Here is a 26,825-nt window from a genome sequence, read left to right on the forward strand (position 1 = left end):
ATGCGGTGCGTTCCGCGCGATGGGTCCAGCCCGTCGCGCATCGTGTCGAGCTCGCACGCGTTCGCCGCATGGTTCGCTTCGCGACGCCGCCGTCCACGCGAGTGCCCGCCCGCTCAGAACTGGTACAAGTCAGCGGGATTGTCGACCAGAATCCTGCGGCGGACTTCGTCGCCATCCAGAAGGTGCCACGCCCAGTCGAGCATGCGTGTGTCGTCGGGCAGGGGCCTCACGTTCGGATGCGGCCAGTTCGATGCCCACACGCCGCGCTCCGGATAGCGCGCCGACAAGCTGCGCACGAGCCACGCGACATCGCCGTAGGCGGGCGCACCGTCGCGCGAGCTCTCATACGGCGCGGACAGCTTGATCCAGCAGCGCGGGCCATCGAGCAGACGGCACAGCGACGCGAATCCTTCGCTGTCCGGCGTGACAGGCGCGAGAAACTTGCCGAGATGATCGATCACGAGCTTCGACGGCAAACGCGCAAGCATCGTTTCGTGTTGCGGCAGCGTGTGGCCGTCGAGTTGAAGGTTGATGTTCCAGCCGAGCGGCGCAATGCGAGCCGACATTTCCGCCAGCGCATCCCATGGCAACACGCCGCCAGGCAGCATCATGAAGCGCACGCCGCGTATGCCGGCATCGTGCAGACGCTGCAATTCGTCGTCGCTCACATCGGGCGGCACGACCGCGATGCCGCGCGCGCCGTCGCCGAGATGCGCGATGGCCGCGAGCGTGCAGCGATTGTCGAAGCCATAGCCCGTCGGCTGCACGACGATCGCGCGCGACAATCCCAACGCCCGCTGCACGTCGCGATACGCCGATGCAGGCGCGGGCGGCGGCTTAAACGTTGCGCTCGCGGCCAGCGGATAGCCGTCTTCGTACACGTGGATGTGGCAATCGCACGCGCCATCGAATGCGATCGGCCCGCTCATCGCGCGTCCGCCGATACATCGAAGCGCGTGAGCCTGAACGCCTGCGCCGCATTCACCGCGCCCGCCGGGATGCGGCCTTCGAACAGCGCCTGCGTTTGCGCGACCGTTTCCATCGACTGATGTTCGATCGCGCCTGGCGTCAGCCCGCCGACATGCGGCGTCGCGATCACACGCGGATGTGCGGCCAGCGCGGGCGAGGGCATCTGATCGGGCGCGCGGCCCACATCGAGCGCGCATCCCGCGAGGCGGCCGCTGTCGAGCGCATGCAAGAGCGCGGCGTCATCGACCAGTTCGCCACGCGCGGCGTTGATGAAATACGCATCGGGCTTCATCGCGGCGAAGGCGCGCGCGTTCATCAGATTCGCGGTCTGCGCGTTGGCGGGCGCGAGGCACACGACGAAATCGGCCTCGGCGAGCAGCGTGTCCATGCTTGCCCGATGCACACGCAAATCGTCGATGCGCGCATGGGGATCGGACACGATCACGCGCATACCGAACGCCAGCGCGAGATCGCACAGATAACGCGCGATCTGCCCGTAGCCGATCACGCCGAGCGTGCTGCCGCGCAATTCGCGGCCCATCATCGGCACGGGCGCTTCGTTGCGGCGATACGCCGATGCATAGGCAGTGGTCGCGCGCGCGAGATCGAGCATCGCGCCGATGACCCATTCCGAGACCGCCGGGACGAAGCCCGCGCTCGCCTGCGTGACGAGCACGCCGTATTCGCTTGCGGCATCGATATCGACGGTGCGGATATCGACCGCGCAGCGCACGAACGCGGCCAGCTTCGGCAAGGCTTCGAACAACGCGCGCGGCGCCGGCGTCTGACGATACGCGATGACGACATCGGCATCGCGCGCGGCATCGGCGAGCTCGGCGGTCGTCAGTTCGCGATCTTCGGTGTTGTACGCGGCATCGGCGAACGTCGCGAGCTCGGCCGACGCGCGCGCACCGAAGTAATGGTCCAGCATGTGCCGGGGATGACTCACGAATACCTTGTTCATTTCTTCGTCCTGGAGTGCTTCGTAATCCGTAATCTCGGCGACGCCTCGCCCGGCCGCGCGACCGATTCGCGCTCGACGAGCGTGATATCCGTAAAGAGCGCCTGCTCCGATGCAGGCATGGGTTCGTCGTGCGGGCGCATCACGCGCTCGACCATCGCGGCGGCCATCGCGGGCACCGGAAGTTGCACGGTCGTCAGCGCGGGATTCGAGATCGCCGCCAGAAAGTGCCCGTCCATGCCGACGATCGACACGTCTTCCGGCACGCGCAAGCCGAACTCGCGCAAGCCCGCCATCAGACCGAGCGCCATCAGATCGTTGACGGCAACGACGCCGGTCGGGCGCGCATCGTCCGCCGCGAGCCGGCGCGCGAGCGCGCGGCCGTTCTCCGCGATCATCGAGTCGCCGTATTCGTCGACCGGACCGCTGTCGAGCACGTGCGCATCGTCCGACAAACCCGCTTCCTGCGCCGCGGCCAGAAAGCCATCGATCTTGTCGCGGCGGCTCAGCGTGAGGCCGGTCAGCGTCGCGAACGCGAGGCGCGTGTGGCCGTGCGCGATCAGATGGCGCGTCGCGAGCCGCGCGGCCTCGAAGTTGTCGGGCGTGACGTGATCGACGCGCGTCCTCTCGCCTTCGGTCGCGCGGCGGTCGTAACTGACGACGACCATGCCGCGCTCTGCGGCGGTTTCCAGATGACGCTCGTTCGCCAGCGAAGAAATCACGATCACGCGCCGCACGCCCTGCGAAAACAGGTCCTCGAAAAACGACGCTTCCTTCGCCGGATCGCGATACGTGTTCCCGATCATCACGCGATAGCCGTAGCGCTCCTGCGCATAGGTTTCCACTTCACGCGCGATGTAGCCGTACATCGGATTGGCAATCGACGGCACCAGCAGCCCGACGAGCGGCGTCTGCCCCGTCTTGAGCTGGCGCGCGAGCGTGCTCGGCCGGTATTGCAGCGTGCTCATCGCGGCCTGCACGCGCGCGAGGGTTTCCTGGCGCATCTGATCCGTGCGGCCGTTGAGCACGTTCGATACCGTGCTCACCGACACGCCGGCTTCGCGGGCGACATCCTGAATGGTGCTCATAAGTTCTTGCGTCTGCCGGCTACAGGCCGAGCCGGGTCGGCAGCCAAAGGGAAAAGGACGGCACCAGAATCAGCACCACCAGTGCGGCGAACAGCACCAGCAGATATTTGAGCATAGGACGCGCCACCGCCTTCATGTCCGTGCCGGTGATCGCGCAGGTCGCGAACAGGCCGAGCCCGACGGGAGGCGCAAAGAGGCCAAGCCCCATCGCGACGACGATCACCGTGCCGAAATGCAGCGGGTTGATGCCGAGCTGCGTGGCGATCGGCGTGAGCAGCGGACCGAAGATGATGAGCGCGGGCGCGCCTTCCAGCACCGCGCCGAACACGATCATGATGAGCACCGACAGCAGCAGGAACATCGTCGGGCCGTATTGATGCGCGAACGCGATCATCGAATCGGAGACGAGCGCGGGAATCTGCTCGATGGTCAGCGCGAACGACACGCTCGACGCCGCCGCCACGATGAACAGAATGCTGCTCGCCATTGATGCAGAACGCACGAACACGCGCGCAATCGACTTGGGCGTAAGTTCGCGGAACGCCAGCCAGCCGACGACGAGCGCATAGACCACGGCGAACGCCGACACTTCCGTCGATGTCGCGATGCCCGAGGTCACGCCCTTGCCGATCATCGCGATCATGACGAGCGCGACCAGCGCGCCGCCGAGTAGCGGCATCCAGGCGCGTGGGTTGGTGAGGGCGTCGGCCAGATCGATGCGTCGGCCGAAGATGACGGCGACGATCGCCAGCGCCACCGCGAGGACCGCCGCGGGCACGACGCCCGCGAGAAACAGCCCCGCAATCGAAATGTTCGCGACAAAGCCCATGATGATCATGTTCACGCACGGCGGAATGGTTTCCGCCATCACGGCGCTGCACGCGAGGAGCGCCGCGGCTTCGTTCGGATCTTCCTTGCTCTGGCGCACGGCGGGCATCACGACGCCGCCGACCGCCGCGATATCCGCGAGTTTCGAACCGGACACGCCGGAGAAGAACGCCGTCGCCATGATCGTGATGAGGCCGAGCCCGCCGCGCACGCGCCCGAAGATGCGCAGCAGCAGTTCGATCAGGCGCGACGACATGCCGTTGGTTTCCATCAGCAAGCCGGCGAGCACGAAGAACGGAATCGCGAGCAGCACGAAGTGGTCGGTGCCGGCCATCACTTGCTGCGAGTAGACGAGCATCGGCAGGGACGGTTCGGCGAGAAAGTAGAGCAGCGCGGAGAAGGCGAGCACGAAGCCGATCGGCACGCCGAGCACCAGTCCGCCGATGAAACCCGTAGCGAGCAGAGCGCCCGCTTTCACCGCGTGGCCCGGCACGAACATGTTCCACGCGCACACGGCGACGGCGATCAGCGCACAGCCGATCAACGTGCTGATGACCACACGGCGCGCGCCGTTGAGCGCGTTGGCGAGCGCGAAGATCGCCATGAACACGCTGCCGATGACGAGCGGATACACGTTGATCCACGCGGGCAGGCCGCTCGGTGTCATCTGCCCGTAGGAATCGACGAGCAGCAGGCACGACGACACGCACAGATTCCCCGCGACGCCCGCGATCACCCAATGGCCTGCGTGCACGAGCGCCGGTTGCCAGCGCCTTGGCAACATGCCGCGAAACAGATCGACGCCGACATGCTGGCTGCGTCCCAGCACGGTCGCCGCGCCGAAGAAGACGAGCACGATCATCAGCGCGCGGGCGACTTCCTCTGCCCAGTCGAACGGATCGTGCAGGAAGTATCGATAAATGACGGAGACGAAGACTACGAGCACATCCGCCGCGAGCACGGCCGCGCACAGATATTCGATGCCCTGCATCAGGCGCACGAGGCCGCGCGCGAGCAGGGTCTCGTGGCCGAAGCCGGGCGCGGCGAGGTGTGCTTCGGGGCCGGGCGTCGCGGAGAAAGTGGTCATGGCGTTATTAGCCTCTTGCGGAGGCGATGGCGGTGAAGAGCGGCGCCGTCGCCGGATATTGCTTCGAGAAATGCGCGTACAACTGCGTCTGCATTTCGTTGCGCGCGGTGTCGCGATCGGCCTTCGACATCGGATAGAAGGTCATGCCGCGCTTCCTGAGCTCCTGCTCGGCGCTCGCGGCAGTCTGGATGGCCGCGACGCGCTGCTTCGCGGTCGCGTCCTGCGCGGCTTTCTGGAACGCGGGGCGCAGGTTTTCGGGGATCTTCGCGAGCGCGCGGCGGCCCATCACGACGACGAGCGGGCTGAAGACGTGCTGCGTCTGCCAGCAGGACTTCACGACCTCGTCGTACTTGCTGGCGACGACCGTCGCGCAATCGTGCTCGAAGCCGTCGACCACGCCGGTCTGCGCGGCCATGTACAGCTCGCCGATGGGAATGGGCGTCGGCACCGCGCCCATCAGCTTGAAGGTTTCCATGAAGGCGGGCGTGGGCAGCACGCGCAGCTTCACGCCCTTGATATCCGCGAGCGATTGCGCGGGCTTCTTCGTGAACACGTTGCGCGCGCCGAACGAATAGCCCCACGTCACGACGGAGCAGCCCGCGCGCTGTTGCAGCATGCTGTCGAACGATTTGCCGACGCTGCCGTCCATCGCCCGGCCGACGTGATCGAAGCTGTCGAACACGTAGCCGAGATCGAGCATGCCGAGCTCCGGCAGCACCGTCGCCCAGATCGACGAGCCGGTGACCATCATGTCCACCGCGCCGACCTTCACCTGCTGGACGACATCGCTTTCCTTGCCGAGCTGGCTGTTCGGAAAATAGTCGATGCGAATCTGGTCGCCGACGCTCGCCTTCAGATTGGCGGCGAGATGCTGATACCAGACGTAATGCGCGGCGTTTTCGTTCGCCGGCATCGATGACGACAGCCGCAGCGTGGCCGCCGGTTGCGCGCGCACGATGGCGGGAAAGCCCGCGCCCGCCGCCGCGAGCGAGGCCGCCGAAGCTGTCTGAAGGAACCGTCGCCGGGAAGTCGAATGCATGGTCTGTCTCCTGGATGCCGCGTGAGCGCGGGCGAGTGTGCGCGACGCGACCGATATGCCGCATCACTGTATCGATTTAGTGTATCGATACAGTAAAGCACCGGCGATTGCCGGGAAACCAGCGTTAACCCTGCTCGTTACATGCGGTTTGTGCGGCAGGCCGATCTGCCGGGCATTCGAATATCGTGGCGTCAGGCGAGGGCGCAGCGTTATTCGCCTACTTAAGACGGCCCATCGCCGCGCCTGTCCGTACATTCCCCGAAACGGGGCCAACATGCGTGACAAGTCGCATAGCCGCGCGGATGATGACGTAAGGCTGACAGCAGAGATTTCAGCGATGACCGACGATCTCGCGACATGGTTGGCGCAGATTGGCCTCGGCGCTCACGCTTCGAAGTTCGTCGCTCAACGGATCGACTGGGATGTGCTGGCGGACCTGTCCGATCACGATCTGAAGGATCTCGGCCTCACGCTCGGCGACCGCAAGCGGCTCGCAAAAGCGCTGGGAAGCCTGAGCGGCGCGCCCGCGTCTCGCTCACCGGCGCGTGCAACCACCGAGGCCGAGAGGCGGCAGGTCACGGTGATGTTCGTCGATCTCATCGACTCGACAGCGCTGGCCGAGCGATTCGATCCGGAAGACATGCGGCGCCTGATGGGCAGCTACCATCACGTGTGTGCACGCGCGATAGAAGCTCATGGCGGGCATATCGCCATGTATATCGGCGACGGCCTCCTCGTCTATTTCGGCTATCCGAATGCGCACGAAGACGACGCCACACGCGCCGTACTGGCGGCGCTCGCCGCCATAGCGGCGCTTCGCGAGGCAAACGATCAAGTCGAAGCCGAATACGGCGTGCGCCTGCGAGTGCGGATCGGAATCGAAGCAGGGCTCGTCGTCGCCGGCGCGGTTGGCGCCGGCTCTTCCCTGGATCGCCAGGCGATCGTCGGTGAAGCGCCTATCATCGCGGCAAGGCTGCAGGCGCTCGCGCCGGCCGATGCGATCGTCGTGGGACCGACGGCACAACGCCTGATCGACGGGTCCTTCAGAGTCGAAGACCTCGGTCGGCTCGAATTGAAAGGCGTCTCGGGCCCGGTCCGGGTTCAACGCATCATCGGGCAGGCGGATACGATCGATCGCTTCGAACTCAGGACGGTACACGGTTTGACACCGATCGTCGGACGGACCGCGGAGCTCGACCTGATTCTGCAGCGCTGGAGACAAGGCGTCGAAGGCCGAATGCGCTGCATGGTATTGACCGGCGAGCCGGGAATCGGGAAATCGCGACTGCTTCGGGCGGTGTGCGACAGCATTCGTGATGAGCCGCACGCGATCGTTTCGCTGCACTGTTCCGCGTACTATCGCAACAGCCCGTTCTGGCCGGTGCTGCGCTGGCTACAGCGCACGTTCAGCGTGGGCGTGGAGGCGTCGGATGGGTCGGACAGCGAGCGACTAAAGGCTGGAATCGCGAGACTCGACGTCGATGTCGACGAGACGCTTTTGGTCCTTTCGAACCTGCTCGGCTTCCCGACGTCCGCGCTGCATCCCGGGGTCGACACTTCGTCTCCTTCTTTCAAACGACGGACGCTGGACGTGCTCGTAGCCATGCTCGACATGTCGACGCGAGTTCAGCCCGTGCTTCTCGTCGTGGAAGACGCGCACTGGATCGACCCGTCATCGCTCGAATTCGTTCGATCAGTGGTCGAGCGGCTCGTTTCCGCCAGGCTTTTCGTCCTGCTGACGGCGCGGCCGGAATTCGAAGCGGGATGGACTTTTCCGCATCTCGCGCAACTCAATCTGGATCGGCTGTCGCGCATCGACTGCGTTGCGATGATCGAACGGCTCACGGGCGGCAAGCCGCTTCCCGATCTCGTGCTGGGTCAGATCGTCGCCAAGACGGACGGCGTGCCGCTGTTCATCGAAGAGCTGACCAAGGCCGTCATCCAGGGCGATATTCTGCGCGATGCCGGCGCGGGCTATGAATTGATAGGCGCGCCACAGACGATTGCCATTCCGGACACGCTGCAGGGCTCGCTGCTGTCGCGGCTCGACCGGCTCGAGCCGACCATCAAGGAAACCGCGCAGATCGCGGCCACAGTGGGCCGCGAGTTCGGTGCAAAGCTGCTCGGCCTGATCGCGTCGAAGCCGGAGAACGAACTCAGGGAAACGCTCGATCGCCTGATTGCAGCCGACATCATCGTTCCTGCCTCTGCAAAGCCCGCCGATGACGACGCCTTCATGTTCCGCCATGCACTGATTCAGGAGATTGCCTATCAATCGCTCCTGCTCGCGCGCCGGCGACACTTCCATGCCCTGATCGCCGCGGCGCTCGAACAACACTATCCCGACATTGTCGAGCGGCAACCCGAACTGATCGCGCAGAACTTTGCCGCGGCCGAACTGCCGGATCGCGCAATCGACTACTGGCAGCGTGCCGGTGAGCGTGCGCTCGCAGGCGCCGCCTACGATGAGGCTATCGCCCATGCGCGACGCGGTCTCGAGCTCGTCGGTCGATGCGCTTTCGCCGAGCCTGATCGCGCCGCCAGACTGCTGCCGCTGCTGCTGACACGAGGCAGGGCGGAACTCCGACTGGCGCAGCGCGAGGCGATCGCGACGTTCCGCGAAGCGGCGCGAATCGCGCGTGAACAGAAACTCACCGCCTGTCTCGTGCAAGCGGCGTTGGAGTTCGACACTGCGGAGACGTTCCTCGAAGGATCCGGCGATGCATCGCTCGCGTTGCTGGAGGAGGCGCTGGCGCTGACCGGCACCGAGGAATCGGTCGAGCGTTGTCGCCTGTTGTGTCGCCTGGTGCGAACCGTTCATATGACAGGCGCACGCGGGCAGAGCAGTGACTATGCATCGGAAGCTGTCGCCCTCGCGCGACGCCTGAACGATCTGCCGAGCCTGTTCGACGCATTGGCGTGCGAGTTGATGCATGTCGGTGCGCTGCCATTGCCGGCCGATAAGTTTCCGGAGCGTGAAAGCGTGCTGCTGGAGTTGAGGCAGATAGCCGAAGATCTCGGCGATGCACACACCATTGGTCACGCATGCGCCCGATGTCTTGCCGGTTATCTGGAGATCGGCGAGGTAGACCGGTTCGAGAGCGCGCTGGAACGGTATCGGCAGATTGCCGCGAGTGGACGGCACTTCGTCGACAGGTGGTGCGTGACCGGGGCGCAGGCGATGCAGGCCATTCTCGTCGGTGACTTCGCGCAAGCCGAGCAGAAGACCCGCGACTCTCTGCGCATGGCGCAGAGCGCCGATGCGAATCTCGCCACGGGCGTCTATGGCATGCAGATGTTTTCGATCCGCCGCGAGCAGGGCCGACTCGCCGAGGTGGCGCCGATTTTCAAACGCTTCATCGACGCGCAGTCCGGGGATGCGACGTGGCGGCCAGGGTTCATGTTGATCTGCAGCGATCTCGGCTTCGAGGCTCAGGCTCGCGACAATCTCGAGCGTCTCGCGGAATCCGAACACGGCATTCCCGTGGACAGCAAGCGGCTCGTCACGCTGGCGTATCTTGCGGAGGTCGCTGCGCGCCTGCACGACGTCAGACATGCCGAAAGGATTTATTCGCTCCTTCTGCCGTTCCGGGATCAGGTCGTCACGGTTCCGGTCTTTACGCTTTGCTGCGGATCTGCGGCACGGTTTCTCGGCATGCTGGCCCATGCGCTCGGCGACTGGTCGGCCGCCGAACAGCATTTCGAATACGCGCTGCATATGGACGAGCGCTTGCGTGCCTGGCCCTGGCTCGCCCATAGCCGGCACGAATACGCGCTCATGCTGACGGCGCGCAATCGCATCGAAGACCGGGCGCGCGCGCAAAGTCTGCTTTCACTGGCGGCGGCCGAAGCAAGAAGACTGGAAATGTTCGCCCTCGTCGAGCGCATCGGCGGCGTGCAGAACCGCAAAGGGACGAGCAATTAGGACAGGCAATTGCAAGCAAGCGTCCGACTTGCGAGTGCCGTCATTATTCGAGGAGGATGTCATGCCACGTTTCATGATCGAACGTAATTTTGCCGAGCAGCTCGAGGTCACGCGCGACAGTGCGGCAGCCGTGCGGAGAATCAACGACGAGGAAGGTGTCGAGTGGCTTTTTTCATTCCTGAGCGCCGACAAGAAGAAGACCTATTGCCTTTATGAGGCGCCCAATGTCGAAGCTATCCGCGCCGCGGCGCGGCGGGCGGATCTGCCGGCCGATGTGATCATCGAGGTAAGCGATCTGCGGCCGGAAATGTTCAGCTAGTGACCTTCACGCAGCGCAGCACCGCTAATCATAGGATGCGCCGGCAGTGGCTGATTCGCGTAATTGCACGATGCCTATTGGCGTCGGAAGTGCGCAGGTCGGACGGTGATCATTGTGGAGTAACGTAGGCATACAAATACGAAGATCGTGCGCGCTACCTGGTCGCGTCACACATGCGGTCGGTAGACAGACGAAGGGGAAGTGCTCAAGTACGCTTCCTGGATGCTTTGGGAGGTGCGCCCGATGAGGCTCTCACGATCAACTCGGCCTCCAGTTTAGCGCTCCGGGCGGTACCCGTTTCTGCAAGCTCGGCAAGAATGATCTTCGCAGCACGCGTTCCGATTTCGGTGCTCGGAACACGGACGGTCGTGATCGGTATGGGTAGCTCGGACATGAGCTCGAAGTCATCGAATCCGACGACGCTGAGATCGCCCGGAATGTTGTAGCCCTGATGCATCGCTTCCAGCATCGCACCCATGGCGAACGAACCGTTGCCGCAAATCACCACGGTCGGCGGTTGCGGTGTATTCATCACTTTCGAAAAGAGCTGTCGCCCGACGCGCGCGCCCCACACGCCGTCGACCATGTGAGCAGCGGATATCCCCAGGCCATGCTCGGCAAGCGCATCGCGAACCCCTTCACGCCGGGCCTGTGCGCGATCGTTGGTATCGGTGTGCTGCGACAGCATCGCAAACCGACGGTGCCCCAGACCCACGAGATAAGTCGTGAAGTCGAAGAATGCCTGGTGGTTATCTACACCCACGCAAAGCGCGTCACTGTTTTCTCTATAAACGAAGGTGTTGACGAACGGAACCTGACGCTGCAGAAGAAGGGGTTGCAGATCTTGATGATGCGCTTCGCCCACCAATACGACAGCGTCGACGCCGCGTTCGAGCATGGTCCTGACTTGTCGGTATTCGCGATCGAGGTCGTACTCCGAGCAGCCGAGCAGAAGTGTGTATCCAGCTTGTTCGAGCGACTCCTGGAGTGCCTGTATGGCCGAAGCGAAATGCTCATTCGCCAATGTGGGGAAAACCGCCCCGATCGTTCCGGTCCGCTGAGTTGCTAGTGCGCGCGCCGCGGCGTGCGGTACCCAGCCAAGATGATCGATCGCGACCATGATACGGGAGCGCAACTCGTCCGAGACGACCGTCGGATTGTTCATCACTCTGGAAACGGTCGCCGATGACACGCCGGCAAAGCGAGCGACGTCGCGCAAGGTCACACCCGAGGTGCGCGACCGCTTTCCGGCGGCGTGCGGTTCGGCCGCTTCTACTGATACTGATTTGCTCTTCGCCATGCGTGGGGATGGTCGGGTTCGCGGGTCGGGTTCGCGCGAGATTGCCGATTATATCAACGCCTTTTCTCGTCACTCCGCCCTTGCGCGAATCGGCGGGCGGTGCGACCACGTCACCACACCGCGGCGAAAAGCAGCTTGCGACATCTTTGCTTAATGGATCCAAAGGTGCAAATCGGGCGTACGGGTTTACCTGTAAGAAAGCGGTCAATCCCAATGCCCACAAGGCTTGAACCCACGATTCGGGAAATTCCCTACATAGCTTTCCGTCAAGATTGAATAGAGTTCAATCAACGAACGACGTAATATCTTGAGGCGTTATCGAGCACCGGACGCTGATCGGAACGGCCTGTCCGGGCTATTCGAGCAATGCGTAAAACGATCGCTGCACTTCACTCGCGGAAGGAGACACAGATGTCAATGAAGTTATCGTCGCGCCAGGTCGATGGCCTGCAAAGCGGAAACGGAGGGCAACCGGGTGCGGCCGAACGCCCCAAGGCACGCCCGTCCGCCGGCATGCGGAAAGTCAAACGGCTCGGCTGGAACTTGCTTCCACCGTTGACGTTCGTGGCCATCATCGCGATCTGGGCGGCGGTGGTGCGCCTCTTCGATATCCCCGCGTACGTGATGCCTGGTCCCGGGCTGGTCTTTTCACGGCTGGTCGAAGAATATCCGCAGCTCTGGAGCAACTCGATCGTCACGGTGACGGAAATCGTCTGGGGCTTCGGATTGACGATCGTGACCGCAATCCCGGTAGGGCTCGTCATCGCGTTGTCGCCGCTTGCAAAGCAGGTGGTGTATCCGCCGCTCATGTTTCTCCAGCTCGTCCCGAAGATCGCAGTGGCGCCGCTGTTCCTGGTCTGGCTTGGATTCGGCATCGAGTCGAAGGTCCTGCTCACCGTTCTGATGACCTTCTTCCCGCTGCTTCTGGCCAGCGTCAGCGGCTTTCAGATTCTGGACAATCGCCTGCTCTATCTGACGCAATCCATGGGCGCGAGCTCGTGGCAAACCTTTCGCTATCTGCGCCTTCCCGCAGCGCTCCCGGTCATCTTCTCCGGCATCAAGACGTCCGCCACCATCGCCGCCACGGCCGCGATCGTCGCGGAGTTCGTCGGCGCGAACAAGGGCTTGGGCTATGTGCTGCTCCGCGGGACCAGCACGATGGACATCGGTCTGACCTTCGCGGTGATCGCCGTGCTGACCTTCATCGGCATCGCCATCAACTACATCGTCGAATTCGCCGAATGGGCGATGACGCCCTGGCAGCGCAATAAGAACTAACGCCGGGAACGAGAGAGCGATTGGCCCGATGTCGCCGTGGCCGACACCAACACCTTTGGAGACTAAGAAGATGCTTCGTTTTATCAGCCGTACGCTGGCCGCAAGCGCTGTGTCGTCAGCGTTGGTTCTTGGAGTGAGCGGCGCCGCCGTCGCAGCGACGCCTGTCACGTTCCAGCTCAACTGGGTCGCAGGCGGCTCGAATGCGGGTTTTGCCGCGGCGCTGACCGAGGGCTACTACAAGGAAGCCGGACTGGACGTTTCGATCGTCGAAGGCAATGGCTCGGGCACGACCGCGCAACTCGTCGCGACGAATCGCGTGCAACTCGCTTATGCGGACGCCGTCGCGGTGAGTCAGCTCATCGCGAAGGGCGCGCCGATGAAGGTCATCTCGACGGTGTATCAATCCAATCCGAACGAAGTCTCGGCGTTGAAGAAGACGAACATCAACTCGATCAACGACCTCAAAGGCAAGAAGGTGGGCGTGCCTTCCGGTTCGTCTCAGACGACGATGCTTCCGCTCTTTCTGAAGGCGAACGGGCTGAAGGAATCGGACGTGAATCTGATCAACATGCCGTTGACGTCCATGGTCCCGACTCTGTTGCAGGGACAAGTCGACGCCATTCTCGGCTCGATCGATTCGTATCAGATCCAGCTGGAAGCTCAGGGCGCGCAGTTGACCAACTTTCGCTTTGCGGACTACGGCGTTCCGACCGTCAGCACCTCGATCTTCGCGAACGAAACCTACCTCAAGGACAACAGCGATGTCGTCAGGAAGTTCGTTGCGGCGAGCCTGAAAGGCTGGAGCTTCGCGCTCGATAACCCGGCCAAGGCCATCAAGGATCTGAAGGCCGTCTTCCCGAATATGTCGGAGAAGACGGCGACGGCAGAACTCGCCGCCATCACGCCGCTCTTCTGCAGCGGCGGCGCGAAGTACGTCGGCCGAGCCGAGGATGCGCAATGGGTGAAGACGCAGGATCTGTTGTCGCAGGTCGGTCTGTTGCCCGCAGGTCGCGACCCGAAGTCGTATTACACGAACGATTTCCTTCCGCCGGCCTCGGCCATGCGCGCGTGCAAGTGACCAAAGAAGTAATCAAAGGATCGTCATGACTGAACAGCGAAACATGGGACTGCGTTACTCGGACCTCGAAGTCGGTCTGAAATTTCGCAGCCCCGGACGAACGATCACCGATGCGGACCTGGTTGGATTCGCGGGCCTCACGGGTGACTTTTCCGAGCTTCATACGAGCGATGTGTACGCGAAAGCCAGCCAGTTCGGCCGACGTGTCGCCCACGGCATGCTCGGGCTCGCCTATGCGCACGGCCTGATGTGGGCGCGCACGGGCGAGTTGCGCGAAACCGCGATCGCGTTCCTCGGCATCAACGAATGGAAGTTCCTCAATCCGATCTTTGTCGGCGACACCATCTTCGTGAATTACGAAATCAGCGAGCTTCGCGAGAGCAAGTCGAGACCGACGCAAGCCATCGCGACCTTCGATGTCACGGTCGTGGATCAGGACGATCGAGTCGTTCAGCGAGGCAAGAAGGCATTGCTGGTGTCGAAGGTTCCCCTTTCTGCTGTCGCAGCAAGCAATGCGTCCGCCGCGAGCGGCGAGGAGCGCAAGTCATGAGTAACCAGGTTGCCGAACAGCGGGACGCCGCGACGAAGTCGGGCGTGACGATCAGTATCCGACGCGTCGCCAAGACCTTCGGCGAAGACAGCGACAAGCCGTTTCAGGCGCTCAAGGAAGTCGATATCGACATCCAGCCGGGCGAGTTCGTCTCCATCGTCGGTCCTTCCGGATGCGGCAAGAGCACGCTGATGCTGATGGTCGCAGGTCTGCTCAAGCAGAGTCAGGGCGACATTCTGGTCGGCGGCAAGCCGGTGACGAAGCCGATCACCGATGTCGGGATCGCGTTCCAGGATCACTTGCTGCTCGAATTCAGAACGGCGCTCGAAAACGTGATGCTGCAGGCCGACATTCGCGGCTTGCCGAAGAAAAAAATCGAGGCGCGCGCCAAGGATCTATTCGAGCAATTGCGTCTGACGCATGCGATGCAGAAGTACCCGAGGCAGTTGTCCGGCGGCATGCGGCAGCGCGTCTCGCTTGTCAGAACGCTGGTCCACGATCCGTCCGTCATTCTGATGGATGAACCGTTCGGCGCGCTGGATGCGCTGACCCGGCTTCAGGTCCGGATGGATCTCGAGGCGCTTTGGCTGCGTCGCCGTCCGACCGTCGTGTTCATTACGCACAGCGTGGAAGAAGCGGTGGGATTGTCGGACCGCATCTTCGTGATGAGCCCGAATCCCGGCGAGGTGGTCGACGAGATCACGGTCGATCTGCCGCGTCCGCGACCCATCGTGCTCGGCGACGCGCCGGAATTCGCGGCCTACGTCGACCGCATTTACGGGCATTTCGAACGCATGGGCGTGCTGCACGGCATCGAGGTGCCCAAAGCCACGTCCGCCGCATCGTAAAACCGGCAGGCGACAGGAAAGCGACAGGACGACATGAGCACAGCAACGGAACACGTCAGCCGGCTGGTCACGACCGAAGTGAACGGCTTTATCGCCACCGTGGGAATCAGCCACGGGCCGCTCAATCTGGTCACATCCGACTTGCTGCGCGAGTTGAACGAGGCATTCTCGGCAGTGTCCGCGATGGATGATGTCCGTTGCCTGATTCTGCACGGAAGTCAGTCGCGCGCCTTTTGCGCGGGCAGCGACATCAAGGAATTCGCGCGCATTCGCGAGCAGGCCAGCGAAAAGAAGATCCTTTTCGAGGACATGGTGCTTCGGCAACTGGCGCGCCTGCCCATGCCGACCATCGCGGCCATCGACGGCGCAGCGCTCGGCGGCGGGCTCGAACTCGCGCTGGCGTGCGATCTGCGCGTCGCGCGGCACGGCGTGACGATGGGACTGACCGAATCGCGTCTGGGCGGACTGGCCGGCAGCGGTTCGCTGAGGCTCACGCGCCTTGTCGGCCCGGCGCGAGCCAAGCTGATGCTGTTCACCGGCGAGACCATCGATTGCGATCAGGCGCTGTCGTGGGGTCTGGTCGATCGCGTGACGCGCGACGGAACCGCGCTGGCTGCCGCGCTCGAACTCGCCGGAACCATCGCCGCGCGCGGGCCGGTGTCGAACCGCCTCGCCAAACAACTCGTCGATGCCGCGCAGGATTTCCCGCTCGATGCGGGCTTGTCGATGTCGACCGTGGCGCTGCAGAAGATCTTCGACAGCAGAGACCTGCATGAAGGTGTGGACGCGTTCTTCTCGAAGCGCCCACCGTCGTTCAAAGGCCATTAAGGCGCAGGCAAAGACCATGAGTGAGATGAACTTGGAAATCGTTATTACTGAAAACGCGCAAGCCGCTGACACGGCCTTGCTCGGCGACGGCGCGGTTCTCGTCTGGAACGATGTGACCTCCGAGGGCCGCGAGCAGTTTTATCAATGGCATGACAAGGAGCACATCCCCGAAAGGCTTTCGATTCCGGGCTTCCGGCGCGGACGCCGGTATGTCCGCTCGGGTCACTCGCCCGAATGGCTGACGATGTACGAGGCGGTCGATCTGAACGTGGTGGTGTCGCCGGCCTATCTCGAACGCCTGAACGCGCCGACGCCCGCAACGGTCGATACGCTGCGCTACTTCCGCAATACATCGCGGGCGGTATGTCGAATCGTGCACTCGGTCGGTTCGAGCAGCGGGGGCCACGTGCTGGCATTGCGCCTGGACGTGCCCGCGGCGCGGGCCGAAGCGATGAAGGCGTATCTGTGCACGGACGTGTTTCCGCGTGCCGTGGCCCTTACGAGCATCGTCGCGTGCCATCTCTATATGGCCGATCAATCCGGCAGTCATATCGACACCGCCGAGTCGAGCACGCGTGAGTTCGACGTGCCCGCGTGGGTCGTGCTCGTCGAAGCGACCACGCCGCAGGCGGCCGAAAGCGCCCGCGATCTGCTCGACGCACGCAAGCTCGAATCGCTCGGCGTAAAGGTGCGCCCCGACGGCACGACGTATTCGATGGAAATCTGCCGGCTCGCACATGCGCCGGCGGAAATTTGAACGCTGGACCACTCAAGAGAGACTGCGAATGAAACTCGTAAGACACGGGCAACCCGGCCAGGAGCGCCCGGGCATCATCGACGCGCAAGGCCAGATTCGCGACCTCGGCGACCATTGCAAGGATTTCGATCCCGGTTTCTTCGCCGGCGACGGCCTGCGGCAGTTGAAGACGATCGACCTGCAGAGCCTTCCGGTCGTTGCCGCCGATACGCGTCTTGGATCGTGCGTCGCGCGACCGGGGACTTTTCTGGCCATCGGCCTGAACTACGTTCAGCATGCCATCGAGACGAACGCGCCGATTCCGACCGACCCCATCATCTTCAGCAAGGCGCCGTCCTGCGTGTCCGGTCCGAACGATCCGGTGCTCCTTCCGAAAGGTTCGACGAAAACCGACTGGGAAGTGGAGCTTGCCTTCGTGGTCGGGAAGCGCGCTCACTATGTCGAACAGTCCGAGGCGCTCGATTACATCGCGGGCTATTTCATCTGCAACGATGTCTCGGAGCGCGAGTTCCAGCTCGAACGAAGCGGCCAGTGGCAGAAAGGAAAGATGTTTCCGACCTTCGGTCCCATCGGTCCGTGGCTGGTCACGTCCGATGAAATCGCCGACGTGCAGAACCTCGGACTCTGGCTCGAACTGAACGGCAAGCGCATCCAGAACTCGTCGACGAGCGACATGATTTTCTCCATCGCGAAGATTCTTTCTGACACGAGTCAGTACGTGGCCCTGGAACCGGGCGACATCATCACCACCGGTACGCCGCCGGGTGTCGGCCTCGGCATGAAGCCGGAGGCTTATCTCAAGCCCGGCGACGTGATGCGGCTCGGCGTCGATGGGCTGGGTGTGCAGGAGCAGCGCGTTCTGCGCTGGGGCGAACAGTGATCGGCGTGGCGGCTTCGCGGGAAGTCGCCGGGTACGTCGAGTGACCACGAAAGACTGAGCGGATCATGGAAAGAATAAGTGCAGACGAAGCGGCGAAGCTGGTCGAGGACGGGGACGCGATCCTCATCAGCGGATCGGGCGGCGGCCATGCCGTGCCGGAGGCGTTGCTTGCGGCCGTGGAGCGGCGTTTTCTCGAAGAGAACAAGCCACAGGGACTGACATCGGTCAGCGTAGTGGGCGTGGGCGATCGCGCGGCGTTGGGCGCAAGCCATCTGGCGCACGAAGGCCTGTTGCATCGTGCAATCACGAGCGCGCTGGTCGATTCGCCCGGACTCGTGCTTCTCGCAGCGGAAGACAAGATCGAGGCTTACACCTTTCCTCAAGGCGTACTGTCGCAGTTGATGCGCGATATGGCTGCGGGCCGTCCGGGTCTCCTGACGAAGACGGGGTTGCACACGTTCGTCGACCCGCGCCAGCAAGGCGCTCGTCAGAGTCCGCGCACGCCGGAGGGCTTTGTCGAAGTCGTCGACCTCGCGGGAGAGGAGTGGCTGTTTTTCAAGCCCGTGCCGGTCAACGTCGCGTTCCTTCGCGGGACGACCGCCGACGAAGACGGCAACATCACGATGGAAGAGGAAGCGGTCCTCGGTGAAATGCTCGCCATGGCGCAGGCGACTCGCCGCGCCGGAGGCATCGTCGTGGTTCAGGTCAAGCGGATGGCCAGGCGCGGGACCTTGCCGGCCAAACACGTGAAGATCCCCGGCATTCTGGTGGATTTCGTCGTCGTGGATACGGAACAGCGGCAGACCTACGCGACGTACTACGATCCGAGCTACTCCGGCGAACTGCGGATTCCGGTGGAAGGCATCAGGCCTTTGCCGTTCGGCCCCCGCAAGGTCATTGTCAGACGCGCGGCGATGGAGCTTTTTCCCGGCGCGATCTGCAATCTCGGCGCGGGCATTTCCACGGGCCTGTCGACGGTGGCCGCGGAAGAAGGGCTGCTCGACGCGGTCTATCTGACCAACGAGCAGGGGATCATCGGCGGCGCGCCGATCACCGGAAGAGATTCCGGCGGCGGCCAGAATTTCGCGGCCATGATCGAGCAGCCCGCGCAGTTCGATTTCTACGATGGCGGCGGACTGGACGTCGCGTTCCTGTCGTTCGCCGAGGTCGACGCGCAGGGCAACGTCAACGTGTCCCGCTTCGGCGACAAGATCATCGGAGTGGGCGGCTTCATCAATATCAGCTCGAATGCGCGATGCATGGTCTTCAGCGGCACCTTGACCGCGGGAGAGCTCGACGTGGGCTGGGAGCAGGGCCGCACGATCATCAGGCAAGAGGGGCGGCATCGGAAATTCGTGCCGATGCTCGAGCAGATCTGCTACAGCGCGTCGATGGCGCGCGCTAAGGGTCAGACGGCCTTCTTCGTCACCGAACGCGCGGTGTTCACGATCGGCGAACATGGGCTCGAACTGATCGAGATTGCACCCGGCATCGATGTGGAACGTGACGTGATCGCGCACATGGGATTCAGGCCCGCCGTGTCGAAGGCGCTCAAGGAAATGGATGCGCGCATCTTCGATCCCGCGCTCATGGGGCTTGGCGCGGACGTGCACGGCAAGGCGCGGCGTTACCGGTCCGAGCGCGTGGCGAAGTGGCATAATTCCCGCGATGGAGGCGTCCAGCGATGAGCGCGCTTGCTATCACGGGGAAGACCCGGTTGTTCTGCATCGTCGGCGATCCGATCGTTCAAGTGCGCTCGCCGCAGGTGTACACGGAACAGTTCGCGGCCGCCGGCATCGATGCCGTTCTGGTCCCGATGCAAGTGTCCGCCGACCGATGCGCTGAGATCATCCCGGCGTTGATGGCCCTGGGCAATCTCGATGGCCTGCTCGTCACGGCGCCCCTGAAAGCGCGCGTGGCGGCATTCGCGGACCGCTTCGGACCCACGGCCTCCTGCATTGGCGCCGTCAATGCGTTGAGGCGCGAAGCCGACGGTTCCTGGACAGGCGACATGTTCGACGGCGAAGGCTTCGTTCGCGGTCTTCTTGCGAAGGGCGCGCGTGTTCGCGGCCGGCGCGTGCTGCAGTTCGGCGCGGGCGGGGCGGGAAGCGCTATCGCATGCGCGCTGGCCAACGCCGGCGTGCAGTCGATTCGTATCGTCAATCCGGACCCACGGCAGACCCAATCGCTCATTGCGTCATTGGCGAAGGTGTTTCCCGAGTGCGATGTGCAGGCCGCAAGCGAGGATCGCAGCGATATCGACATGATCGTGAATGCGTCGCCGGTTGGCATGCGCCCGGACGACGGCCTGCCGGGCGATCTGGGCGCGCTGACCTCGGACACGCTGATCGGCGATGTCGTTCTGTCCTCGTCGCCGACGGCTTTCATTCAAGCGGCGCTCGATCATGGCTGTCAGTGGGCGGATGGCCGGGACATGCACTCCGGCCAGATCGACGCCATCATGAACTTCTTCGTCCCACGCACGTAGTATCTTTTTTTGACCGGTAATCTTATGGCTCATATTCCCGCAGAGCGCTGCCTTGACATCATCGAATTGCTCGCAGACGGTGCTGTTGCGATGCCGCTCGGTGAAATCGCAACGCGACTCGATCTGGCGAAAAGTGGTGCCCATCGATTGCTCGCGACGCTGGTCGACCTCGGATGGGCCGAACAGGACGCGGAGACCGGTTTCTATCGACTCTCGATGCGGCTGGCAATCCTCGGGCAGCGGTTTTTCGTGGCCACGGGAATCCCGGATATCTGTCAGCCGCTGGTCGATCGTCTCGCAAGCCAGTCCCGCGAGTTTGTCCGGCTGGCGGTGGTCGACGGATCGTCGTTGACATGGGTCGCGCACGCTCAGGGCGCGACGGGCGGCCTGCTTTATCAACCCACGCTGGGAAGCAACACGGTTCCGCTGCACGCGACGGCCACCGGCAAGGCATGGCTCGCTACGTTGGCCACTGAACAGGCGGCGGAAAATGTGTTGCGTGTCGGATTCGGCGATTCGGAGAAGTACGGCCCGAACGTCATTCGTTCACTGGACGCGCTTCTGCATGAGATCGAGGCGACCAGGAATCGCGGATACGGAATCGCGGTGAACGAAGGCGAGCCGGGCGTGAGTGCGCTGGCGGCGGCCATTCGCCCACCGGACGGCGGCGCCGCGCTCGGCGTCGTCAGCGTGGCGGGACCGAGCGCGCGCATGACGGAAAGCCGCATTGCCGAGATGGCGCCTTTGGTCATGCAGGCCGCGACCGAGCTGGCATCCTTCTGGCCGCTGCGTACTCGTCCCAGCAAGTTCTCCAGCGCGAGCAACATGATCGCTGCGTGAGGTAACGGTCGCGCACGCGTCTCAGCCAGGAAGCCGCCGATCCGGTCATGGAGGCGGCTCAATGCTCATGATGAGGATCTTTGCGAAGGTACCGCTTCAGGTGATGATGCGAACAAGTCAGACGCGATGGATATGAAGCCCGCCATCGATATGAATGGCCTCGCCTGTGCTGAATGGAAGACAGCCCGTCGCCAGTGACACGACGGCCTTCGCGAGCTCCTCCTCGCGCCCCCATCGCGCGACTGGAGAGAAGCCCCGGTCGATCTTCCGGTCGTAGTCGTTCTTCGCAACCTCGGTCATTTTCGTTTGGAAAATGCCGGGGCGAACTTCGTATACGGGAATTTCGAACTCCGCCAGCCTCGCTGCGAACAGCTTGGTCAAGGTCGTGATCGCAGCTTTCGATATGCAGTATTCAGCCCGGTTGGTCGCGACCAGAAATGCATTCGCCGATGAAATGTTGATGATCGAACGAAAGCACTCGCGCGACGAATGGCCGTGAACGAAACGGCGCGCCAGTTTCTGCGACAAGAAAAATGTTCCGCGAAGATTGACATCGATGAGTCTGTCGAAGCTCGCCGGCGTCACGTCCAGCAGATCGCCTCGCGTCTCCACGCTGATTCCGGCGTTATTGACGAGGCACGCAACCGCGCCCAAGGACGTCTGCACCTGATCCAGCAATGCATCGTGCTGGTCGATGTCCGCGATATCGGCTTCAAAAAAGACCGCTCGTCGACCTTCGGACTGGATTGCCTGAAGCGTTTCGTTTGCATCGTCATCGCACACGAGATCCGCAATCGCGATATCGAATCCGGCCGCGCCTAAAGCCTTGGCCATCGCCGCGCCGAGACCGCGTCTTCCGCCGGTCACGATAGCAACGCGTGACGGCTTATCCTCGAAAGGTTCAATGGTCCTCATCACGTGCTTTACCCGTATTCAATGATTGTCCCGAAAACAACTTTCGCCACAGCGTGAAAGCCGGCGAACCTGTCAGCCATGCGTGCGCGACCATTCGGCAACCCGCTCGGAGCGATAGCGTCGCTCCTTGCGTGACATGTCCTCGGCGAGACCCATCAGGCCAGTGCCGAAGAGCCGGACGTCCATCTCGCGCACATCGGATGCGACGGGCGTCCTGAATGCCATTTGCCCGAAGATATCGCGCTCGATATCGATGCCCGGCGCGATCTCGATCAGTTCGAGACCCGCCGCGCCAGCCCGGAACACGGCCCGCTCCGTCACGAACAGCGCGGAGTTTCCGCGCTGTCTCGCGAATGCGGCGCTATAGGAAATTTGTTCGAGCGCGCTGACGAACTTGCGATGCTGTCCTTCGCGAACGACGGTCGCGCGGCCATGCGTCCATTGCACATCCAGTCCGCCTGCCGTGAAAGTGCCGCTGAAAATAACGCGCCTGGCGTTTTGGCTGATATTGACGAAGCCTCCGACCCCGACGATCTTGTCGCCGAAGCGGCTGATATTGACGTTGCCTTGCGCGTCGACTTCCGCGAAGGAAAGAAAGGCGAGGTCGAGGCCGCCGCCATCGTAGAAATCGAACTGTGATGTCTGCTCGATCATGGCGGCGAAATTCTGCGCGCCGCCCGAGTCACGGCCCGTGATGGGCGCGCCTCCGATCAATCCTTGTTCGTTCGTGAGCACGACGGCATCGAGCAGTCCTTCTTCGGCCGCGACGGTCGATAATCCCGTCGAGATGCCGGCTCCGAGATTGCAGATGGCGGACGGATACAACTCCATCGCCGCCCGTCTCACGATGACTTTGCGCGGGCCGAACGCAATGGGCTTGATCTCGGCAACCGGCACGCGCAATTCGCCCGAATAACTCGGATCGTAATCGGTGGCGTAGGTCTGGCGCTGTTCCGGCTCGACCACGACGAAATCCACCAGAATGCCTGGAATCTTGACTTGCTTGGGCGGCAGCGTGCCGCTGCGCGCCATGCGTTTCACCTGCACGACGACCACGCCGCCTGCACGGCGAGTCGCCTGTGCCATGGCGAGCATTTCGCCCAGCACGGCCTCCTGCTCCATGGTGATGTTGCCGTCCTCGTCGGCGGTCGTGCCACGGAGAAACGCGACATCGATGGGAAGCGGCTTGAAGCGAAGCCACTCTTCGCCGTCGAGGTGGATGAGTTCGACGAGTTGTTCTTCCGTCCTCGGGCTCTGCCGGCCGCCGCGCTGGCGAGGATCGATGAAAGTATGCAGCCCCGTCTTCGTGATCAGTCCCGGTCGTCCGCCGGCCATTTCGCGCATGAGTTGCGAGAGGACGCCTTGCGGCAGCGTGTAGGCCTCGATCAGATCGCTCGCCGCCATCTTCAGCAGGCCGGGCGAGTCGATGAGCGCGCCTGATATGGCGCGCCTGATCAGCCCGACCTGCGCGAGATGATCGGCGCCCAGCGAGATGCGGTCTCCGATTCCGACCACGCTGATCGAGGTGAGGTCGCGCGGCTGCTGTTCGTGACGGAACCGCTGTCCGACTGCCTCGAGCAATGCCTCGGGTACGGCATGCCCGGCGCCCGATCCGCTGATCAGCAGGGTGTCGCCCGTACGCACCAGGCTCGCGGCTTCGTCAGGGGTGATTCGTTGCATGGCGTTCTCGGGTTCCGGGAGAGGGCAGGGCGTGCCCGTCAGGTGATTATGTAACCGGTCTCATTATGGTCTCGCCGCTGATGACGCTCCATCAGGGTAATCTCGTATTTATGTCTTTGATAGAGATTCGAGATCAGTAGAGCAGTGAGATCTCTTGAGAATGTAACCGGTTCGCGAATGTGAATGACTTACAGAACGGGTTTCCCACGCGCGGCTTCGAGGATTGCGTACCAGTCTTCGCGACTCAGCTTCACGCCAGAACCATCGACCGCCTGTTGCAACGACTCGAGGCGTCGGCTACCCACCAGCACATAAGGCGCGCAGGGAAGCGTGAAGATCCACGCATAGACGATCGATACCCACGAGGACGCGTTGTATTTCTCCGCCAGCGTGGTCAGTTCGCGGCGAAGCCGGACGGCAAGTTCGTCGGTCTCGGAGAAAAGACGTCCGCCTCCGAGCGCGGACCAGATCATCGGTGACACCGCCGCCGACGACAGCGCGGTGAAGACGTCATCGTCCAGTGCCTGAAGTTCGAAAGGGGAGAACTCGATCTGGTTGGTTGCGAGGGCGACTTTGGCGCGCAGAGAATCGAACTGTCGCGTCGTGAAATTCGACACGCCGAACGCGCGAATTTTGCCTTCCCGGATGAGGCTTTCGGCGGCATCGGCGATCTCGTCGTTGTTAGCGAGATGGTCCGGGCGATGAATGAGAAACAGATCGAGATGATCGGTCTTAAGACGCTGCAAGGAGTGCTCGACCGCCGCTTGCAGATAGGTGCGGCTCGTATCGTAGTGTTTGACCCCGACAGCACCCGCGGATGAACCACGCGGCCTGATTCCCGCCTTGCTGACGATCTGCATTTTCGCGCGCAACGATGGCGTTTGTGCCAGCGCATCGCCGAAAAGCGCTTCGACCTCGCCGCCGCCGTAGATGTCGGCGTGATCGAACGTCGTCACGCCCAACGCCATGCTTTCCTGCACGTACCGATTGAGCGCTGCGGCGGACATGTTCCACTCGCGAACGCGCCACATGCCGGCCACCACCTTCGAGCAGCCGATCACGGCTAATGTGCCCAGGCTTCGCTTCCCGGCAAGTGCGCTTGTCTCGTCATTCATTCGGGCTCCTTGTGTATGCGGTTTCATAAAGATGAAAACAGGATGACACGTTACGCTAACGTGGCCTATTGGATGCGAAATATTATGCGGCTAGGGAGATTCCCTAAGAGCGAATGCTTCGTGTTGTACATCGCAATGATACCGGTTACATTTAGCTGCCCGTCGTATTGGAAACAAGGTAGAGAGCATGCATTCTGAAGTGGTCAGATCTTCCGACTCCACCCGGCCGTGGTATCGAGACATCACGGCGTCGCAATGGCGAGTGCTCGTGGCGGCGTGGGGCGTGTGGGTGAACGACGCGCTGGATTTCCTGGCGATCACGTTCGTCCTCGGTGATATCGCACGCGCATTCGGCGTGTCGCTCGATACGGCATCCTTGCTGCTGCTCGCAACGTATGGCGTGCGCTGGATCGGCGGCCTTGCCTTCGGTGGACTGAGCGACAGGATCGGACGCAAGATACCGTTGCTCATTACGTTGACCTGGTTCACGGCCGGGGCGGTCGCTACCGGTTTATCCTGGGACTTTCTTTCCCTGGCCGTTTTTCGCCTCTTGCTCGGTTTCGGCATGGCGCCGGGATTTTCGCTCGGCGCCGCCATGGTCGCGGAATCGTGGCCCGAACGGCATCGGGCGATCGGAATCGGCATTCTCGATACCGGCTGGGGCGTCGGTGCGATCGGCGCCGCGCTCGCCTACGAATTCATCTATCCGACTTTCGGCTGGCGCGGGATGTTCTTCGTGGGTTTGCCTCCGGCGCTCCTGCTCGGGCTTTTCATTATCATTTTCGTGCCCGAGTCGGCTGCGTGGAAGGAAGGCCGGGCTTCGTCGAGCAAGCTTGCTTCGAACAATCCGGTTCGCCAGTTGTTCAAGCGCTATCCGGGCCGCGTCGCCTATCTGTCGATGCTGATGTTCGTGCTCTGTTTCGGCTCCTGGCCGTTTCAGGCACTGCTGCCGACTTATCTCAAGACGCTCGACTTGCCTGCATCGGTCATCAGCGCGATTGCAATGGCTTCCGCAGCGGGGCAGATTTTCGGCTTCGTCGCGTCGGGCTTCATCGCTGAACGGCTAGGGCGGCGTCTCGCCATCTCGCTCATGATCGGCGTCGGATCCGCCTGCGTGACGGGTGTCGTCCTGAGCGCGCACAGCCCTGCCATCGCGATGATTTTCTCGTTTCTCAGCGGCTTTTTTCTGGTCGGATCGTCGGGCATCTGGGGCACGATACTCACGGAAAATCTTCCGCGCGACGTGCGTGCATCCGGCGTTGGCTTCCTCTACAACTTCGGTGTGATCGGGGGCGGCCTGGCTCCGTTCATCGTGCTATCCACGATCAATCGCCTGTCTCTTTCCATGGCGCTCGGGATCATTCTGTTCACCGTCGTCGCGGCAATGGCTGGAATGGTGATCTTGCGCTTCGCCCGGGAAACCAAAGGTATCGACCTGTCGCAGATCGACCGTGAAGCGTGAAGAGGACGCAGGAAGCAGCGATGCTTCCGACTCCACAGCGAGAGGCCTCAGCTTTTTCATCGATCCGAGGCATTGTGACCGCCAACAGAACATGGCCACGATAGATCGCGTAGCGGACGCCCCATTGCGGGGAGGGGCTGCTGGCTCCGGCATCCTCATCATGATCGGAGCAACGGCCGTATTTGCCGCGTGCGATACAACCGTGAAATTGATCGGCGCGACTGTCCCGCTCCTGATCCTGCTCTTCTTGCGATACGTCTGCCAGGCGGTCTTGCTCGGACTCTGGCAGGCGCGCCATGACGTTTGGACGCTGTTTCGCACGAAGAACATCAAGCTGCAGATGTTGAGTTCGGCACTATTGCTTCGCGCTCGCTTGATCAAGACGTCGAAGCGGCAAGCGTGTGTTGATCGTGGCATCGGCGGGAATGTCGATGCCGCGTTGTTCGCGTTCGACGATCAGCTAAGTTCGAGCTTTTGCGTAAGCGCCCGCTTTCGAAGCGGGCGCTTACGCTGATGAACGGCGCGCCGCCGCTTCCAGAAACGCAATCAGCAACGGATGCGGCGCGCCATCACGCGACGACAGTTCCGGA

23 protein-coding genes are annotated in these 26,825 nt (G+C 62.7%); 14 read left to right on the forward strand and 9 right to left on the reverse strand.

What is annotated here, in order from left to right:
• Positions 1-113 precede the first annotated feature (113 nt).
• From AWB78_RS12510 to AWB78_RS12530, 5 genes are read right to left on the reverse strand one after another with little or no spacing between them, the layout of a single operon-like run.
• Positions 114-929, reverse strand: a complete 816-nt coding sequence (locus AWB78_RS12510; RefSeq protein WP_062604893.1) for an amidohydrolase family protein — start codon at positions 927-929, stop codon at positions 114-116.
• Complete coding sequence (locus AWB78_RS12515; RefSeq protein ID WP_062604894.1) at positions 926-1,933, reverse strand: hydroxyacid dehydrogenase; 1,008 nt, start codon at positions 1,931-1,933, stop codon at positions 926-928. The genes AWB78_RS12510 and AWB78_RS12515 overlap by 4 nt, the downstream gene beginning before the upstream one ends.
• Positions 1,930-3,018, reverse strand: coding sequence for a LacI family DNA-binding transcriptional regulator (locus tag AWB78_RS12520; protein WP_062604895.1), 1,089 nt, complete (start codon positions 3,016-3,018; stop codon positions 1,930-1,932). Before AWB78_RS12520 ends, AWB78_RS12515 begins: the two co-directional genes overlap by 4 nt.
• 19 nt (positions 3,019-3,037) lie before the next feature.
• Positions 3,038-4,933, reverse strand: coding sequence for a TRAP transporter large permease (locus tag AWB78_RS12525; RefSeq protein ID WP_062604896.1), 1,896 nt, complete (start codon positions 4,931-4,933; stop codon positions 3,038-3,040).
• 7 nt (positions 4,934-4,940) lie between these two features.
• Positions 4,941-5,972, reverse strand: coding sequence for a TRAP transporter substrate-binding protein (locus AWB78_RS12530; protein WP_062604897.1), 1,032 nt, complete (start codon positions 5,970-5,972; stop codon positions 4,941-4,943).
• Positions 5,973-6,309: 337 nt separating this feature from the next.
• On the opposite strand from AWB78_RS12530, the gene AWB78_RS12535 reads away from it, so the two are divergent.
• Positions 6,310-9,897, forward strand: a complete 3,588-nt coding sequence (locus AWB78_RS12535; RefSeq protein WP_062604898.1) for an adenylate/guanylate cyclase domain-containing protein — start codon at positions 6,310-6,312, stop codon at positions 9,895-9,897.
• 61 nt (positions 9,898-9,958) lie between these two features.
• Positions 9,959-10,216 (forward strand): nickel-binding protein, encoded by a 258-nt coding sequence (locus tag AWB78_RS12540; protein WP_062604899.1) that lies wholly within the window; start codon positions 9,959-9,961, stop codon positions 10,214-10,216.
• 205 nt (positions 10,217-10,421) lie between these two features.
• Here the strand turns inward: AWB78_RS12540 and AWB78_RS12545 are convergent, their stop codons facing one another.
• Positions 10,422-11,516 carry a LacI family DNA-binding transcriptional regulator gene (locus AWB78_RS12545; protein WP_062604900.1) on the reverse strand — a complete coding sequence of 365 codons (1,095 nt, stop codon included), beginning with the start codon at positions 11,514-11,516 and terminating at the stop codon, positions 10,422-10,424.
• Between the two features lie 366 nt (positions 11,517-11,882).
• Here AWB78_RS12545 and AWB78_RS12550 point away from each other — a divergent pair, with 366 nt between their 5' ends.
• The 10 genes from AWB78_RS12550 (at position 11,883) to AWB78_RS12595 (ending at position 21,063) form a co-directional block, all read left to right on the forward strand.
• Positions 11,883-12,794 (forward strand): ABC transporter permease, encoded by a 912-nt coding sequence (locus AWB78_RS12550; protein WP_232477677.1) that lies wholly within the window; start codon positions 11,883-11,885, stop codon positions 12,792-12,794.
• 133 nt (positions 12,795-12,927) lie between these two features.
• Positions 12,928-13,872: an ABC transporter substrate-binding protein gene (locus AWB78_RS12555; RefSeq protein WP_232477678.1), complete on the forward strand. Its 945-nt coding sequence runs from the start codon at positions 12,928-12,930 to the stop codon at positions 13,870-13,872.
• A 25-nt stretch (positions 13,873-13,897) separates the two neighbouring features.
• Positions 13,898-14,422: a MaoC/PaaZ C-terminal domain-containing protein gene (locus tag AWB78_RS12560; protein ID WP_232477679.1), complete on the forward strand. Its 525-nt coding sequence runs from the start codon at positions 13,898-13,900 to the stop codon at positions 14,420-14,422.
• On the forward strand, positions 14,419-15,270 hold the full coding sequence (locus tag AWB78_RS12565) for an ABC transporter ATP-binding protein (RefSeq protein ID WP_232477680.1): 852 nt from the start codon (positions 14,419-14,421) through the stop codon (positions 15,268-15,270). Before AWB78_RS12560 ends, AWB78_RS12565 begins: the two co-directional genes overlap by 4 nt.
• 33 nt (positions 15,271-15,303) lie before the next feature.
• Positions 15,304-16,098, forward strand: a complete 795-nt coding sequence (locus AWB78_RS12570; RefSeq protein ID WP_062604904.1) for an enoyl-CoA hydratase/isomerase family protein — start codon at positions 15,304-15,306, stop codon at positions 16,096-16,098.
• Between the two features lie 16 nt (positions 16,099-16,114).
• Positions 16,115-16,855: a DUF4286 family protein gene (locus AWB78_RS12575; protein ID WP_074173432.1), complete on the forward strand. Its 741-nt coding sequence runs from the start codon at positions 16,115-16,117 to the stop codon at positions 16,853-16,855.
• 28 nt (positions 16,856-16,883) lie between these two features.
• Positions 16,884-17,735 carry a fumarylacetoacetate hydrolase family protein gene (locus AWB78_RS12580; RefSeq protein WP_062604906.1) on the forward strand — a complete coding sequence of 284 codons (852 nt, stop codon included), beginning with the start codon at positions 16,884-16,886 and terminating at the stop codon, positions 17,733-17,735.
• Positions 17,736-17,800: 65 nt separating this feature from the next.
• Positions 17,801-19,423, forward strand: a complete 1,623-nt coding sequence (locus AWB78_RS12585; protein WP_062604907.1) for an acyl CoA:acetate/3-ketoacid CoA transferase — start codon at positions 17,801-17,803, stop codon at positions 19,421-19,423.
• On the forward strand, positions 19,420-20,223 hold the full coding sequence (locus AWB78_RS12590) for a shikimate dehydrogenase family protein (protein ID WP_062604908.1): 804 nt from the start codon (positions 19,420-19,422) through the stop codon (positions 20,221-20,223). Before AWB78_RS12585 ends, AWB78_RS12590 begins: the two co-directional genes overlap by 4 nt.
• A 24-nt stretch (positions 20,224-20,247) precedes the next feature.
• Positions 20,248-21,063 (forward strand): IclR family transcriptional regulator, encoded by an 816-nt coding sequence (locus tag AWB78_RS12595; RefSeq protein WP_063958966.1) that lies wholly within the window; start codon positions 20,248-20,250, stop codon positions 21,061-21,063.
• A 117-nt stretch (positions 21,064-21,180) separates the two neighbouring features.
• On the opposite strand, the gene AWB78_RS12600 is transcribed toward AWB78_RS12595, so the two are convergent.
• The 3 genes from AWB78_RS12600 to AWB78_RS12610 all read right to left on the reverse strand — a co-directional run bounded on the left by AWB78_RS12600 (position 21,181) and on the right by AWB78_RS12610 (position 24,773).
• Positions 21,181-21,978: a 3-ketoacyl-ACP reductase gene (locus AWB78_RS12600; protein ID WP_062604910.1), complete on the reverse strand. Its 798-nt coding sequence runs from the start codon at positions 21,976-21,978 to the stop codon at positions 21,181-21,183.
• A gap of 72 nt (positions 21,979-22,050) precedes the next feature.
• Positions 22,051-23,658 (reverse strand): acyl CoA:acetate/3-ketoacid CoA transferase, encoded by a 1,608-nt coding sequence (locus tag AWB78_RS12605; RefSeq protein ID WP_062604911.1) that lies wholly within the window; start codon positions 23,656-23,658, stop codon positions 22,051-22,053.
• A gap of 188 nt (positions 23,659-23,846) precedes the next feature.
• Positions 23,847-24,773 (reverse strand): aldo/keto reductase, encoded by a 927-nt coding sequence (locus tag AWB78_RS12610; RefSeq protein WP_063958967.1) that lies wholly within the window; start codon positions 24,771-24,773, stop codon positions 23,847-23,849.
• Positions 24,774-24,960: 187 nt separating this feature from the next.
• On the opposite strand from AWB78_RS12610, the gene AWB78_RS12615 reads away from it, so the two are divergent.
• Together AWB78_RS12615 and AWB78_RS12620 are read left to right on the forward strand one after the other, a co-directional pair.
• Positions 24,961-26,235 carry an MFS transporter gene (locus tag AWB78_RS12615; RefSeq protein WP_062604912.1) on the forward strand — a complete coding sequence of 425 codons (1,275 nt, stop codon included), beginning with the start codon at positions 24,961-24,963 and terminating at the stop codon, positions 26,233-26,235.
• On the forward strand, positions 26,225-26,749 hold the full coding sequence (locus AWB78_RS12620; protein ID WP_062604913.1) for a DMT family transporter: 525 nt from the start codon (positions 26,225-26,227) through the stop codon (positions 26,747-26,749). The genes AWB78_RS12615 and AWB78_RS12620 overlap by 11 nt, the downstream gene beginning before the upstream one ends.
• Positions 26,750-26,825: the final 76 nt, after the last annotated feature.

The sequence above is a fragment of the Caballeronia calidae genome (assembly GCF_900044055.2).
GTDB lineage: Bacteria > Pseudomonadota > Gammaproteobacteria > Burkholderiales > Burkholderiaceae > Caballeronia > Caballeronia calidae.

Bases quoted from the DNA above. Each gene is read 5' to 3' on its own strand.
- AWB78_RS12510 (WP_062604893.1), bottom strand. From the start codon at position 929: ATGAGCGGGCCGATCGCATTCGATGGCGCGTGCGATTGCCACATCCAC.
- AWB78_RS12515 (WP_062604894.1), bottom strand. From the start codon at position 1,933: ATGAACAAGGTATTCGTGAGTCATCCCCGGCACATGCTGGACCATTAC.
- AWB78_RS12520 (WP_062604895.1), bottom strand. From the start codon at position 3,018: ATGAGCACCATTCAGGATGTCGCCCGCGAAGCCGGCGTGTCGGTGAGC.
- AWB78_RS12525 (WP_062604896.1), bottom strand. From the start codon at position 4,933: ATGACCACTTTCTCCGCGACGCCCGGCCCCGAAGCACACCTCGCCGCG.
- AWB78_RS12530 (WP_062604897.1), bottom strand. From the start codon at position 5,972: ATGCATTCGACTTCCCGGCGACGGTTCCTTCAGACAGCTTCGGCGGCC.
- AWB78_RS12535 (WP_062604898.1), top strand. From the start codon at position 6,310: ATGACCGACGATCTCGCGACATGGTTGGCGCAGATTGGCCTCGGCGCT.
- AWB78_RS12540 (WP_062604899.1), top strand. From the start codon at position 9,959: ATGCCACGTTTCATGATCGAACGTAATTTTGCCGAGCAGCTCGAGGTC.
- AWB78_RS12545 (WP_062604900.1), bottom strand. From the start codon at position 11,516: ATGGCGAAGAGCAAATCAGTATCAGTAGAAGCGGCCGAACCGCACGCC.
- AWB78_RS12550 (WP_232477677.1), top strand. From the start codon at position 11,883: ATGCGTAAAACGATCGCTGCACTTCACTCGCGGAAGGAGACACAGATG.
- AWB78_RS12560 (WP_232477679.1), top strand. From the start codon at position 13,898: ATGACTGAACAGCGAAACATGGGACTGCGTTACTCGGACCTCGAAGTC.
- AWB78_RS12565 (WP_232477680.1), top strand. From the start codon at position 14,419: ATGAGTAACCAGGTTGCCGAACAGCGGGACGCCGCGACGAAGTCGGGC.
- AWB78_RS12570 (WP_062604904.1), top strand. From the start codon at position 15,304: ATGAGCACAGCAACGGAACACGTCAGCCGGCTGGTCACGACCGAAGTG.
- AWB78_RS12575 (WP_074173432.1), top strand. From the start codon at position 16,115: ATGAGTGAGATGAACTTGGAAATCGTTATTACTGAAAACGCGCAAGCC.
- AWB78_RS12580 (WP_062604906.1), top strand. From the start codon at position 16,884: ATGAAACTCGTAAGACACGGGCAACCCGGCCAGGAGCGCCCGGGCATC.
- AWB78_RS12585 (WP_062604907.1), top strand. From the start codon at position 17,801: ATGGAAAGAATAAGTGCAGACGAAGCGGCGAAGCTGGTCGAGGACGGG.
- AWB78_RS12590 (WP_062604908.1), top strand. From the start codon at position 19,420: ATGAGCGCGCTTGCTATCACGGGGAAGACCCGGTTGTTCTGCATCGTC.
- AWB78_RS12595 (WP_063958966.1), top strand. From the start codon at position 20,248: ATGGCTCATATTCCCGCAGAGCGCTGCCTTGACATCATCGAATTGCTC.
- AWB78_RS12600 (WP_062604910.1), bottom strand. From the start codon at position 21,978: ATGAGGACCATTGAACCTTTCGAGGATAAGCCGTCACGCGTTGCTATC.
- AWB78_RS12605 (WP_062604911.1), bottom strand. From the start codon at position 23,658: ATGCAACGAATCACCCCTGACGAAGCCGCGAGCCTGGTGCGTACGGGC.
- AWB78_RS12610 (WP_063958967.1), bottom strand. From the start codon at position 24,773: ATGAATGACGAGACAAGCGCACTTGCCGGGAAGCGAAGCCTGGGCACA.
- AWB78_RS12615 (WP_062604912.1), top strand. From the start codon at position 24,961: ATGCATTCTGAAGTGGTCAGATCTTCCGACTCCACCCGGCCGTGGTAT.